This window comes from Streptomyces sp. NPDC052016 (assembly GCF_044548445.1).
GTDB lineage: Bacteria > Actinomycetota > Actinomycetes > Streptomycetales > Streptomycetaceae > Streptomyces.
In genome coordinates, this window is the sequence record NZ_JBIUBX010000014.1 from 162816 (window position 1) to 175101 (window position 12286).

Sequence of the window (12286 nt, forward strand, 5' to 3'; positions counted from 1 at the left end):
GCCGCAGGAGCCCCTGTCTTGATTAATCTGGTGGCGGAGACGCTCCCCTTGCGTCTCCGCCCCTGTCGTGCCGTGCCCGGCGCACAGGGGTTCCTGCTACCCGAGGAGTGACCCTCTCCGGCAATGGACGGATCGTCCTGCAGTACCTGCGCCGCCCCCTGCCGACATAGCGCGGACCGCGATCTCGCGGTCCGCGGCTCTGCGGAGGCGGCGGCATCATGACCACCCCCCTGCTGCTCCTGGCAGCCGCGTTCCTGCTCATCCTCGCCAACGGCTTCTTCGTCGCCGCCGAGTTCGGCCTCGTCACCGTCGAGCGCCCGGACGCCGAGAAGGCCGCCGCCGAGGGCGACCGACGAGCCCGTACGGTCGTCGAGTCGCTCAAGGAGCTGTCCTTCCAGCTCTCCGGCACCCAGCTCGGCATCACCATCACCTCCCTCGTCGTCGGCATGCTCGCGGAGCCCGCGCTCGCCGAGCTGCTGCACGGACCGTTCACCGCGATCGGCGTCCCCGAGGGAGCCGTCTCCGGCGTCGCCGTCGCCGTCGGCATGCTCCTGGCCTCCGCCGTGCAGATGGTCATCGGCGAACTCGTGCCCAAGAACTGGGCCGTGTCCAGGCCGATGGAGGTCGCACGCTTCGTCGCCGGCCCGCAGTACGCCTTCGCGCGTCTCTTCCGGCCGGTCATCGCGGGCCTCAACGCCGTGGCCAACCGCCTGGTGCGCACCCTCGGTGTCGAGCCCGCCGAGGAGCTGGCCTCCGCCCGCACCCCCGGCGAACTCGTCTCCCTGGCCCGCCACTCCGCCCGGGCCGGCGCCCTCGAACAGGACACGGCCGACCTCTTCGTACGGACCCTGTCCCTGGCCGAGCTGACCGCACAGCACGTCATGACCCCGCGCGTGAAGGTCAGTGCCCTGCAGGCGTCGGCCACCGCCGAGGACGTGGTCAACCTGACCCGCGCCACCGGCCTGTCCCGCTTCCCCGTCTACCGCGACAAGATCGACGAGATCGTCGGCATGGTGCACCTCAAGGACGCCCTCGCCGTCCCCGTCCACGACCGGCTGCGTACGCCGGCCGGCCGTATCGCCCGCCCGGCGCTGCTCGTCCCCGAGACCCTGCCGGTCCGGCCGCTGCTGGCCCGGCTGCGCAGCGAGCAGCCCATCGCCGTCGTCGTCGACGAGTACGGCGGCACGGCCGGCGTGGTGACGCTGGAGGACATCGTCGAGGAGATCGTCGGCGAGGTCCGCGACGAGCACGACGGTCTGGACACGCCCGAACTCGCCGCCGCCCCGCCCGAGGACGGCCGGCCCGCCTGGGACGTCGACGGCAGCTGCCGTGTCGACACCCTGCTGCGCATAGGCCTCGAGGTACCCGAGGGACCGTACGAGACGGTCGCCGGGCTCGTCGCCGACCTGCTCGGCCGCATCCCGGCCGTCGGTGACCGGGCGGAGCTGCCGGGCTGGCGGCTGTCGGTGCGTCGCGTCGGCCACTACCGGGCCGAACGGGTCAGGCTGGTGCGCACCGGCGTGGTCGTGGAGGTCGCCCGATGAGCGTCCTCCAACTCGCCTTCGCCGCACTCCTCGTGCTCGCGAACGGCTTCTTCGTCGGCGCCGAGTTCGCCCTGGTCTCCGTGCGCCGCAGCCAGATCGAACCGCTCGGCACGGCGAGGGCCCGCCAGGTCCTCCACGGTCTGGAACGCCTGCCCCAGATGATGGCCGCGGCCCAGTTCGGCATCACCGTCTGCTCCCTCACCCTGGGCGCGGTCGCCGAGCCGACGGTCGCGCACCTGCTGGAGCCGGTCTTCGAGTGGATACACCTGCCGCACGGCATGATCCACCCGCTGGGCTACGTCATCGCCCTGGCGGCGGTGGTCTTCTTCCACCTCGTGATCGGCGAGATGGTCCCGAAGAACCTCGCCATGGCCGCCCCGGAGAAGGCCGCGCTGTGGCTCAGCCCCGGCCTGGTCTGGTTCGCCCGCTTCTGCCGTCCGATCACCGTCGCCCTCGGCGCCTGTGCGCGAGGCATCCTGCGCCTCTTCCGCGTCGAGCCCAAGGACGAGGTCGAGGCCGTCTTCACCAGCGAGCAGCTCAACCGGCTGGTGGAGGACTCCGGGCAGGCCGGTCTGCTCGACCCCGAGGAGCAGGAGCGGCTGGAGGACGCGCTGGAGCTGGGTTCCCGCCCGGTCACGGACGTACTGCTGAAACGCGAGTCCCTGGTGACGGTTCCGCCGGCGGTCACCCCGGGACAGATCGTCGACCTCACCGCCCGTACCGGCTACTCCCGGTTCCCGCTCGCCGCGGAGAACGGCGCCTTCATGGGCTATCTGCACGTGAAGGACGTGCTGGACCTGGAGGACTCCGACCGCGCGGTGCCGCAGCAGCTGTGGCGTCCGATGACGACACTCCGCTCGGAACTGCCGCTGGACGACGCGCTGACCGTCATGCGCAGGGCGGCGACCCATCTGGCGCAGGTCGCCGACGGCTCGGGAAAGGTTCTGGGTCTGGTCGCGCTGGAGGACGTACTGGAGCTGCTGGTGGGCGAGGTACGGGACCCGGCGCACCGGGAGGCGCCGAAGGCCTGGACCGAGACCAGGCCGGCCCCCGCCCAGCCGCTGGTGACCGGCGAGCCGGAGGAGGCCATGGCGACGTAGCCGTCAGCGGTCGCCCGAAGGGCCGGGGGGCTTACCCCCGGCCCTTCGAGGTGCCGGGGACGAGGAAGGCGCCGGGTTTCCCGAGGGGAGCGCGGCGCCTTCGGCGTACATACGAGTGCCCGCACACGTGCCGGGCCGGGATCACATCGCCGACGGATCCTGCGGCCCCCGCCCCGACAGCACCTCCCCGTACGCCTGCATCAGGTCCGGCAACCGCAGTGTCGACAAGTCGTCCCGCGACAGCATCCCCGGATAGGTCGACAGCCGCAGATCCCGGTAGGCGCAGCTCTTCTCGTACAAGGTCCGCAGGAACCGCCCGTTGCCCAGTTCGTCGATCCAGCCCTGGTCCACCACGTGCCCGGCGATCGACCGCAGTTCGTCGAGGGCCTCCTCGTCCCACACGTCACCGTTCTCCGCGGCGAGCACCTCACCGATCGAGGTGAGTTCGAGGGGCCGGTACGACGGGAAGTCGACGCGTGTCGTGAAACGGGACGACAGCCCGGGGTTGGCGGCGAGCAGGCGGTCCATGCCCTCCGGATAGCCGGCCAGGATGACCACCAGGTGGTCCCGGTTGTCCTCGGCCCGCTTCAGCAGCACCTGCAGCGCCTCGTCGCCGTACGCGTCGCCCTTGCCGTATCCGGAATTTGACAGGGAGTAGGCCTCGTCGACGAAGAGCACACCGCCCAGCGCGGAGTCGATCAGCTCGTTGGCCTTCACAGCGGTCTGGCCGAGGTACTCGCCGACCAGGTCGGCCCGCTGGGCCTCCACGAGGTGGTCGCCGCCGAGCAGCCCCAGGGCGTAGAAGACACGGCCGAGGATGCGGGCCACCGTGGTCTTGCCGGTGCCGGACGGGCCGGAGAAGACGAAATGCCGCTTGGGCGGCTGGACCGGAAGGCCCTGCCCGGCCCGCAGCCGGGCCATGTTGAGCTGCGCCGACAATGCCTTGACCTGGCGTTTCACCGGCTCCAGACCCACCATGCGCTCCAGTTCGGCGAGCGCCTCCTCCAGCAGGACGGGGTCGGTGGGGCCGGCGGGCAGTGCCGAGGACGCCATCGTCTTCTCGCGCACCGCCGGATCGGTCACCGACGGCAGGGGAGCGACGGGCGGCAGGTCGGCCGGCTCGGTGAGCTTCAGGTCCCGCCCTTCGGTGCCGAACAGCGGGTCGAGGGCGTCCGGCCCGTCCCCGGTGTCCTGGCCGGCTCCGGTGAGGGTGATCGCGGCGAGGTCGGCGGGATCGTCGTAGCCGTCGCCCTCGGCGATCGCGGCGAGCCGGGCCGAGGTGTCCATGAAGGCGGGGTCCACGCGGTGGACGGCCCGGTACAGGGGGAGAGCGGCCGCGGAACGGCCGGTGCCCTCGTGGGCGCGGGCCAGCCAGTACCGCAGCTCCTTGCGCTGCGGCTGTTCGCTGCGGCAGCGCATCAGGGCCGTCGAGAGCAGCGGCTCGGCCTGCCCGTACATCTCCAGCCGGACCCGCGCCATGCCGCCGAAGAGACCGGCCTCGATGCCGAGGAGCGGGTCGTCGAGCAGGGGGTCGGTGTGCCGGACGAGCTGCTCCCAGTCCTTGACCAGGTAGGCGCGGCAGGCGTGCAGGAAGCGGACCTGGTGGTCGGCGTCGACGGGCGGGAGCCCGGCCAGCGCCCGGTCCAGCTCGGGCACGTGCCGGCCGTCCAGCCAGTGCGAGGCGTGCGCGAGGAGCAGGTCACGCGGGCTCTCGAGCACCGGCTGCACCCACCAGCCGAGCCAGTACCAGGAATTGAGGGTGCGGCGGTGCCGGGTGCGCTGTTCGCCGAAGCGGTCTCGGTGCCGGAACATCCTGAGCAGCGCGGTCGTCGTGTCGACGCGCAGCGCGTGCAGCCCGAGCCAGCCGTCGGCCATGCCGGGATCGATCCGCACCGCGGTGCGGAACTCCTCCTCCGCCTGCGGATAGGCGCCCATGGTGTAGGCGTCCACGCCTCGCAGCCAGGCGAGGTCGGCCGGGGCCTCGGGGCCCTGCGTGCCGAAGTCCATCACGTCCCCCACAAACCGTGCCCCCGTCGGTGTGCCGACGGGCCCTCGCCCCTCGGCTGCCTTGGTCGAACCGCTGTGCCGCGGACCGGAGTTGCAAGGTGCGCGCAGCAGATGTCCGGAGATCGCACCGAGGGCATCGTACCTGCGGGGTGTCGCCCGTCGAAGGGTGCCGCACGGGCCGTTCGGCGAGGTGGGAGCAGAGGGGGCGCACCGCGCGCCGGTGACCCTGGGTGAGCGAACGGCGCCGTGGCGCGGTCGGAAGGGGCGCGGGAAACGGGGTGCGGACAGAACGAAGCCCCCGATCACGGGGGAACAACCGGGGGCTTCGCGTCCTGAGGCGGCTTCGATTGCCGCACATTGAGAACGTAAGTCCTGTACGGGCTGCCGGTCAAGCCGAGTTGAAGCAGTTGGCGAAGTTCGAACGCAAGGCTCTTCACAAGTTCACCACATCGCGGGTGGTTCCTCACGGTGCGTGACACCGTCGTCGGGGCCGGGCGTTCCCATGGGCCCCGGCAGCACCTCGTATCCCTCTTTCAACTGCCGTACCAGCGCGTCCGCGTACGGCCTCGAGGGGTCTTCGGCGAAATGCCGTAGCTCGGCCTGGACCCACCGGTCCCAGAACTCCCGCTGTGCCTCTCCGTCCCGTGAGCGCCCCCGTGCCCATGCCTCCTCGCGGGCCACCTCCATCCACAGCAGATGCGCCAGGTACGGCCGCAGGGCGCGGCGGCCCGCGCCGACGCCCTCGACGAGGACCACGGGGGACGGGGGCAGCGGGCGGGGCGGCCCGAAGCGGCGGACGCGCCAGTCGTAGGGGGTGTAGTTCGCCGTCTCGCCCCGGTGGAGGGGCTCGATCACCTGCGTCAGCAGACGTCCGGTCCACGCGAACAGCTCGTCGTGGCTCGCGATGTCGTCGAGGTGGAGGACGGGCGCCTCGCCCAGCGCCTCGGCCAGCCGCCCCGCGAACGTGGACTTCCCCGAACCGGCGTACCCGTCCACGCCGATCAGACGGACCGGTCCGCAGGACGGGGGGAGGCGGCGGAGCCGGGAGGCGAGGTGATGGATGGCGGTTCCTGGGGTGTGCGGGGTTGGGGTGTGCGGGGGTGCGGCGCGCAAGTCTAGTGCGGCGCGCGGGGGTCCGCCGCTGTCACGCCATCGGCCCAGAGCCGTGTGCCCGTCAGTGGCCCAGACCCATGTTGGTGGGCGTGGCATGGGCGGAAGTGCTGGCAGGGCCGGCCGAGCGCCGCCATAGTTGGCGCACACCGTGCACCGGAGCAGCCACGACTCGGACATCCCTGGGGGTCTTCCGCCCATGAGCAGAGCCGAACAGCCGTCCCACAGAGCCGATCAGCGCCCGTCCGCCATCGATCAGCCGTCCCGCAGAACCGTCCTCGCCGCCGCCGTCGTCGCCGCGGTCGCCGGGGGGTCCGGGGCGGCGGTCGCCGACACGACCGACACCGCCGGCCGGGAAACGGCACCGGCCCGCCCCGTCGACCACCGCTCCTGGACCACCTACGCCGACTGGCGCACCGGCACCGCGCGGGGGACCCGGGCCGTCGCGGGCACCAGGCCGGGCCTGGTCATCGGCACCCCCGCCGGCACCGCCGACTACACCGACCCGCACACCGGCACCACCGCCGCCTGGGAGTACGCCACCTGGACGTCCCCGGTGCACCGGCTCCCCGTCCCCTCCACCGAGGCGATCGTCTCCTGGAACGCGAGCACTCCGGCCGGCACCTGGCTCCAGGCCGAGCTGAAGGGCACCTACTCCGACGGCACGGACACCCCCTGGTACGTGATGGGGCGGTGGGCGGCCGGCGACCAGGACATCAAGCGGACCTCCGTCGACGACCAGAGCGACGGCAGGAGCACCGTCTGGACGGACACCCTGGCGATCGACGACGCCTCCACCGGCCTGCGCCTCACCTCGTACCGGATCCGTCTGACCCTCCACCGCAGGCCCGGCACCAAGCGCACCCCGACCGTGTGGCGGGTGGGCGCGATGGGGTCCGACGTCCCGGACCGCTTCACCGTCCCGGCGTCGGTGCCCGGCCTCGCCCAGGAACTGAGCGTCCCGCGCTACTCGCAGGAGATCCACACGGGGCAGTACCCCGAGTACGACAACGGCGGCGAGGCCTGGTGCAGCCCCACCTCCTCGCAGATGATCATCGAGTACTGGGGCGGCCGCCTCACCCGCGAGCAGCTTGCCTGGGTGAACCCCGCGTACGCCGACCCCCAGGTGTGCCACGCCGCCCGGTACACCTACGACCACCAGTACGCGGGCTGCGGCAACTGGCCGTTCAACGCGGCCTACGCGGCCACCTTCAAGGATCTCCAGGGCGTGGTGACCCGGCTCACCTCGCTCACCGATCTGGAGACGCTGATCGCGGCCGGCATCCCGGCCATAACGTCCCAGTCCTTCCTCAAGGAGGAGCTCACCGGCGCGGGCTACGGCACCTCCGGCCACCTGATGACCGTGATCGGCTTCACCGCCGACGGTGACGTGATCGCCAACGACCCCGCCTCGCCGAGCAACGCGGCGGTGCGGCGCGTCTACTTGCGGCGGGAGTTCGAGAACATCTGGCTGCGGACCAAGCGGTACAACGCGAGCGGCAAGGTCGTCTCCGGCACCGGAGGCGTCTGCTACCTCTACTTCCCGGCGCGTCCGAGCGCGCGCCAGCACAAGGCTCTCGCGGCGGTGGGAGTGCGCTGACCCGGGCACACGGCGGGAGGTGCGGGCACATCTCCCGCCGTGTGAGCAAGCTCTCGGCCGCAAAAGCCCTGACCGGTGGCAAGGTGGACAGACCGGACCCTGTACGCCCGACCTCAGTGAGACACCATGAGCGCACACGCAGCAACCGCCCCCCGTACCCGCACCGGCGGCCCCCAGGACGACGGCCCGAAGATCGTCGAGCACGTCATGGGCTGGGTCCTCGTCGCGGTCGTGGCGATGCTGGTGACCCAGCTCGGACTGCTGTGAATTAGGCGCCTGCGGTCCCCCCGGTGCTGTGACCTGACCCACCCTTCGACCTGACATACTGACGTCGTCCCGCCGACCGTTGAGACCAGGGTCGAAATTGAATATCAGCCACCAGCGCGACCCCGCACGTCCCCGCGCGCGCGGTACCGAGCGCTCACTGGCGCGTCGCGCCGAACTCATCGCCATCGGGCGGAAGTTGTTCGCCGACACGTCCTACGACGCGCTCTCGATGGACGACATCGCCCGGCAGGCGCACGTCGCCAAGGGGCTGATCTATTACTACTTCCAGTCCAAGCGCGGCTACTACCTGGCGATCATTCAGGACTCCGTCGCCGACCTGGTCTCCTTCGCCGCGAGCGGTGTCGAACTGCCCCAGGTCGACCGGGTGCACCGCACGATCGACAGCTATCTGAGCTTCGCCGAGCACCACCAGGCGGCCTACCGCACGATCGTGAGCGGCGGCGTCGGCTTCGACACCGAGGTGCACGCCATCCGGGACGGGGTGCGCGAGGCGATCGTGGCGACCATCGCCGAGGGCGCCTACGGCCGCAGCGACATCCCGTCGCTGCCCCGCATGGCCCTGCTCTCCTGGGTGTGCAGCGTGGAGGGCGCCACCCTCCACTGGATCGACCGCCCCGACCTCTCCCGCGACGTCATGCGCGACCTCCTGGTGAAGACCCTGGGCGGTGCCCTGCGCGCGATCGAGGAACTGGACCCCGCGTTCCCGGCCCCGAAGCCGGCCCGCCGGGAGCTGTGACGGGCCGGGGGCGGAGGCTCGTGGTCCCCCGCCCCAGGTCCCCCGTGCACCGGGCTACTTGATCGCCTTGATCAGCTCACCGTCCGCGGTGTCCCCGCTCAGCTCCCAGAAGAACGTCCCGCCGAGCCTCTGACGGTTCTTCCAGGCCGTCTTGCTCGCGATGGTCTTCGGGGTGTCGTAGCTCCACCACTCCGCACCGCACGAGGCGTAGGCGGTGCCGCCGACCGTGCCGGTCGCCGGGCACCTCTCCTTGAGGACCTTGTAGTCCTCGGTGCCGGCCTCGTACGTCCCCGGCGCGGGCCCGGTGGCCGTACCGCCCGGCTTCGCCTGGGTGACGCCGGTCCAGCCGCGCCCGTAGAACCCGATGCCGAGCAGCAGCTTCCGCGACGGGATGCCCAGGCTCCTGAGCTTGGCGATCGTGGAGGCGGTGTCGTGGCCCCGCTGCGGGATCCCGGGGTACGGGGTCAGCGGCGAGTGCGGTGCCGTGGGGCCGGTGGCCGCCCAGGCGCCGAAGTAGTCGTACGTCATCGGGTTGTACCAGTCGACGTACCGTGCCGCGCCCGCGTAGTCCGCCGCGTCGATCTTGCCGCCGCTGGTGGCGTCCGCCGTGATAGCCGCCGTGACCAGCGCGCGCTTGCCGAACTGGGCGCGCAGGGCCCTCATCAGCTCCGGGAACGCCTCGCGGCCGCTGGTGTCGCAGGTGAGGCCGCAGGCGTTGGGGTACTCCCAGTCGATGTCGATGCCGTCGAAGACGTCCGCCCATGCGGAGTTCTCCACCAGGTCGTGGCAGGACCGGGCGAAGGCAGCCGGGTCCTTGGCCGCCTCGCCGAAGCCGCCCGACCAGCTCCAGCCGCCGAAGGACCAGATGACCTTCAGGTCGGGGTGGAGCTTCTTCAGCTTGCGCAGCTGGTTGAAGTTGCCGCTGAGCGCCTGGCCGGCGGTGTCGGCGACGCCGTCGACCGACTCCTCGGCGGTGAACGGCTTGTCGGTGTCCGCCCAGGGGTCGCCGAGGACGCACTTGCCGTCGGTGACGTTGCCGAAGGCGTAGTTGATGTGGGTGAGCCGGTCCGCGGAGCCGGACGTCTCGATGTTCTTGACGAAGTACCGGCGGTCGTAGATGCCCCATTCGGTGAAGTAGCCCACGACCTTGGAGCCGGTCGCGGGCGCCTTGGCGGGGCCCGGCTCGTCGGCGGTGGCGGTGCCCGCACCGGCGAGCAGGCCGGCGCCGAGGGCGGCGCAGCAGCCGGCGGCCAGGAGCGTCCGGAGCCGGGCGAGGGGGCGCATCGGGGTGTGCATCGGGTGTCTCCTCGCAGGGGGCAGGGAGGGATCGCACGCCGATTGGCATGAACGCGTGGAGCGTTGGACCGAAACGGTAGGAGGACTAGACCAGTACGGTCAATGGTCCGGACCAATCCCGGAAGGGTCCGCCCGTGCGGGCAAGGCCTGGCGCGGGCATACTCACAGCGCCGAGCCGCTGGTCGGCCCAGGGAGGAGAGCGTCGCCATGCCCGACCGTGCCCCGCCACCGGTGGACCGCCTCCTGCCCACCGACGAGGCCCGCGATCTGCTCGCACTCGTCCGGGACATCGCCCGCCGCGAGATCGCCCCCACGGCCGCCGAGGAGGAGGACGCCGCCCACTTCCCGCGCGAGCTGTTCACCCTGCTGTCCGAAGCGGGCCTGCTCGGCCTGCCCTACGACTCCGCGCACGGCGGAGGCGACCAGCCGTACGAGGTCTACCTCCAGGTCCTGGAGGAGCTCGCCACCGCCCGCCTCACCGTCGGGCTCGGCGTCAGCGTCCACACCCTGGCCACCTACGCGCTCGCCACCCACGGCACGGAGGAACAACGGGCCGCGCACCTGCCCGCGATGCTCGGCGGCGGGCTGCTCGGCGCGTACTGCCTCTCCGAGCCCGCCTCCGGCTCGGACGCGGCCTCCCTGCGCACGCGCGCGGTGCGGGAGAGCGGGGGAGACTGGGTGATCAACGGGACCAAGGCCTGGATCACGCACGGCGGCATCGCCGACTTCTACACGGTCCTGGCGCGCACCGGTGGCGAGGGGCCGGGCGGGATCACCGCGTTCCTGGTACCGGGCGACGCCGAGGGCCTGACCGCCGCGCCGCCCGAGAGGAAGATGGGGCTGAAGGGCTCACCGACGGCCCAGCTCCACTTCGACGGCGTGCGGATCCCCGACGCGCGCCGTCTGGGTGAGGAGGGCCAGGGCTTCGCCATCGCGCTGGCCGCCCTGGACTCCGGGAGGCTGGGCATCGCCGCCTGTGCCGTCGGGGTCGCCCAGGCGGCTCTGGACGAGGCGGTCGCGTACGCGCGTCAGCGGCGCCAGTTCGGGCGGCCCATCGCCGACTTCCAGGGGCTGCGCTTCCTGCTCGCCGACATGGCGACCCGCATCGAGGCGGGCCGGGCCCTGTACCTGGCGGCGGCGCGGCTGCGGGACGCCGGCCGGCCGTTCGCGGCGCAGGCGGCCATGGCCAAGCTGCACTGCACCGACGCCGCGATGCAGGTCACCACCGACGCCGTCCAGGTCCTCGGCGGCTACGGCTACACCGCGGACTTCCCCGTCGAGCGGTATCTGCGCGAGGCCAAGGTGCTGCAGATCGTCGAGGGCACCAACCAGATCCAGCGGATGGTCATCGCCCGTCACCTAGTGGGTCCGGAGACCCGCTGAACTGCCCCGGCCGCACCAGCGGGGCCACCAGCCGCACCCACTCCGGGTCGTGCCGGCCCGGCAGCGTACGGCCCCGGTCGGCCCAGGTGCGCAGCATGTCGCGGTAGATCGGCGGGTCCGGTACGGACGGCGGAGCCGGCGGATGCGGTTCTGCGGGCGCGGGGACGAAGAGCTGGCGGTGACGCCCGGGCGCCGCTTGGTAGGTGGTGGCCATACCAGGGCAACGCGAGCGCGCGACTCCAGGTCACCCGCTCGCCCGGTCGGGCGTGAGTTCGGAAGGTGCCCCCGGGTCCCGTGGGTGGCGATTCGGTCACCGGGCACACTGACTGACCCACCGTCACATCCGGCGTTCGGATCGCGCCTCAGACGCGGGGTCCGGCACGCACATCCGCGATGTCGTGGCCTCAGCGGCGGGCCGGATGGCCGGCTCGGGCTGAAGTCGACACACCGATCCTGCACCACGGCAGTCCGCGGGCCATGGTGCAGGGCAGCTGCTGGAGGTGAGCCGACGCCGGCGAGCGACGACGCTCAGGCGGCGTGGCGGCGCATCGCCGGGACGCGCATCGGGCGCGAGCCCGGGCCGCCGACGTGCGAGAAGGGCTGCATCCGCCAGTCGAGTCCCTGAGGGAGCGTCAACAGGAGGGCGGTGTCCTGCTCCTGGGGTTCGAAGGACTCGTCCGCGGGGCGCGCCTCGGACGCCGCGCGTCCGGTGCCGGCGCACACCGTGAGCCCGAACGGGTTCCACGGAGAGGCGCACAGCGCGTGCTCCGGCAGGACCTCCTCGTCCGCGAGCAGCGCGATGGGCTGCGCGCAGTCCGGGCAGACCACGCGGTACATCTCGAAGGTGTCGTACGCGTCGAACTCGTCGGTGCCGTCGGCGAACTCGGCGTCGAAGCCGTCGGGTTCGACACCCTCCGGCTCGGACTCGACGACGACGGGCTGGAACCGCTTGGACGCGGTGCGACCAGGGCGCTTAAGACTCTGCATGGGATTCTCCCCCTCGGGCTGGGCCGTGAAGGCGCTGCGGCCTCGACCACAGCAAGCACTTCCCACCCCCTCTCGGGGGTAATCACGAGAACATCACGGAGCCTTGACAGAGCCTGTGGCGTTCGTCACATGCCGTTCGCAGGTGCCCGCGCGGCCGGCGGAGCGCCCGGACGACTCACAGGCGGCTCCCGCCACATCACGAACCGGTATGACCTGGGCTGCATACGTATACGAA

The 12286-nt window shown here is 71.9% G+C and carries 10 protein-coding genes; 6 read left to right on the plus strand and 4 right to left on the minus strand.

What is annotated here, in order from left to right; all coding sequences use genetic code 11:
• The first annotated feature begins 218 nt into the window (after positions 1-218).
• Complete coding sequence (locus tag ACIHAR_RS19305; protein ID WP_365455294.1) at positions 219-1544, plus strand: hemolysin family protein; 1326 nt, start codon at positions 219-221, stop codon at positions 1542-1544.
• Positions 1541-2644, plus strand: a complete 1104-nt coding sequence (locus tag ACIHAR_RS19310; RefSeq protein ID WP_400020581.1) for a hemolysin family protein — start codon at positions 1541-1543, stop codon at positions 2642-2644. Before ACIHAR_RS19305 ends, ACIHAR_RS19310 begins: the two co-directional genes overlap by 4 nt.
• A gap of 141 nt (positions 2645-2785) precedes the next feature.
• Here ACIHAR_RS19310 and ACIHAR_RS19315 read toward each other — a convergent pair whose 3' ends face one another.
• Both ACIHAR_RS19315 and ACIHAR_RS19320 read right to left on the minus strand, forming a co-directional pair.
• Positions 2786-4651 carry an AAA family ATPase gene (locus tag ACIHAR_RS19315; protein ID WP_365455288.1) on the minus strand — a complete coding sequence of 622 codons (1866 nt, stop codon included), beginning with the start codon at positions 4649-4651 and terminating at the stop codon, positions 2786-2788.
• Positions 4652-5092: 441 nt separating this feature from the next.
• Positions 5093-5713, minus strand: a complete 621-nt coding sequence (locus ACIHAR_RS19320) for a uridine kinase (RefSeq protein WP_400020657.1) — start codon at positions 5711-5713, stop codon at positions 5093-5095.
• A gap of 247 nt (positions 5714-5960) precedes the next feature.
• Here ACIHAR_RS19320 and ACIHAR_RS19325 point away from each other — a divergent pair, with 247 nt between their 5' ends.
• The 3 genes from ACIHAR_RS19325 (at position 5961) to ACIHAR_RS19335 (ending at position 8385) form a co-directional block, all read left to right on the plus strand.
• Positions 5961-7361, plus strand: a complete 1401-nt coding sequence (locus tag ACIHAR_RS19325) for a peptidase C39 family protein (RefSeq protein WP_400020584.1) — start codon at positions 5961-5963, stop codon at positions 7359-7361.
• Between the two features lie 126 nt (positions 7362-7487).
• On the plus strand, positions 7488-7628 hold the full coding sequence (locus tag ACIHAR_RS19330) for an SCO1431 family membrane protein (RefSeq protein WP_365455282.1): 141 nt from the start codon (positions 7488-7490) through the stop codon (positions 7626-7628).
• Between the two features lie 97 nt (positions 7629-7725).
• Positions 7726-8385: a TetR/AcrR family transcriptional regulator gene (locus ACIHAR_RS19335; RefSeq protein WP_365455279.1), complete on the plus strand. Its 660-nt coding sequence runs from the start codon at positions 7726-7728 to the stop codon at positions 8383-8385.
• Between the two features lie 54 nt (positions 8386-8439).
• Here ACIHAR_RS19335 and ACIHAR_RS19340 read toward each other — a convergent pair whose 3' ends face one another.
• Complete coding sequence (locus tag ACIHAR_RS19340) at positions 8440-9681, minus strand: glycoside hydrolase family 18 protein (protein WP_400020587.1); 1242 nt, start codon at positions 9679-9681, stop codon at positions 8440-8442.
• A gap of 207 nt (positions 9682-9888) precedes the next feature.
• Between ACIHAR_RS19340 and ACIHAR_RS19345 the strand changes: the two genes are divergently transcribed.
• A complete protein-coding gene (locus tag ACIHAR_RS19345) occupies positions 9889-11064 on the plus strand; it encodes an acyl-CoA dehydrogenase family protein (protein ID WP_400020589.1) in 1176 nt (391 codons plus the stop codon).
• Positions 11065-11592: 528 nt separating this feature from the next.
• Here the strand turns inward: ACIHAR_RS19345 and ACIHAR_RS19350 are convergent.
• Positions 11593-12051 carry a hypothetical protein gene (locus ACIHAR_RS19350; RefSeq protein ID WP_365455270.1) on the minus strand — a complete coding sequence of 153 codons (459 nt, stop codon included), beginning with the start codon at positions 12049-12051 and terminating at the stop codon, positions 11593-11595.
• Positions 12052-12286 lie beyond the last annotated feature (235 nt).

Coding starts and splice junctions, on each gene's coding strand:
- ACIHAR_RS19305 (WP_365455294.1), top strand. CDS start 219: ATGACCACCCCCCTGCTGCTCCTGGCAGCCGCGTTCCTGCTCATCCTC.
- ACIHAR_RS19310 (WP_400020581.1), top strand. CDS start 1,541: ATGAGCGTCCTCCAACTCGCCTTCGCCGCACTCCTCGTGCTCGCGAAC.
- ACIHAR_RS19315 (WP_365455288.1), bottom strand. CDS start 4,651: ATGGACTTCGGCACGCAGGGCCCCGAGGCCCCGGCCGACCTCGCCTGG.
- ACIHAR_RS19325 (WP_400020584.1), top strand. CDS start 5,961: ATGAGCAGAGCCGAACAGCCGTCCCACAGAGCCGATCAGCGCCCGTCC.
- ACIHAR_RS19330 (WP_365455282.1), top strand. CDS start 7,488: ATGAGCGCACACGCAGCAACCGCCCCCCGTACCCGCACCGGCGGCCCC.
- ACIHAR_RS19340 (WP_400020587.1), bottom strand. CDS start 9,681: ATGCACACCCCGATGCGCCCCCTCGCCCGGCTCCGGACGCTCCTGGCC.
- ACIHAR_RS19345 (WP_400020589.1), top strand. CDS start 9,889: ATGCCCGACCGTGCCCCGCCACCGGTGGACCGCCTCCTGCCCACCGAC.
- ACIHAR_RS19350 (WP_365455270.1), bottom strand. CDS start 12,051: ATGCAGAGTCTTAAGCGCCCTGGTCGCACCGCGTCCAAGCGGTTCCAG.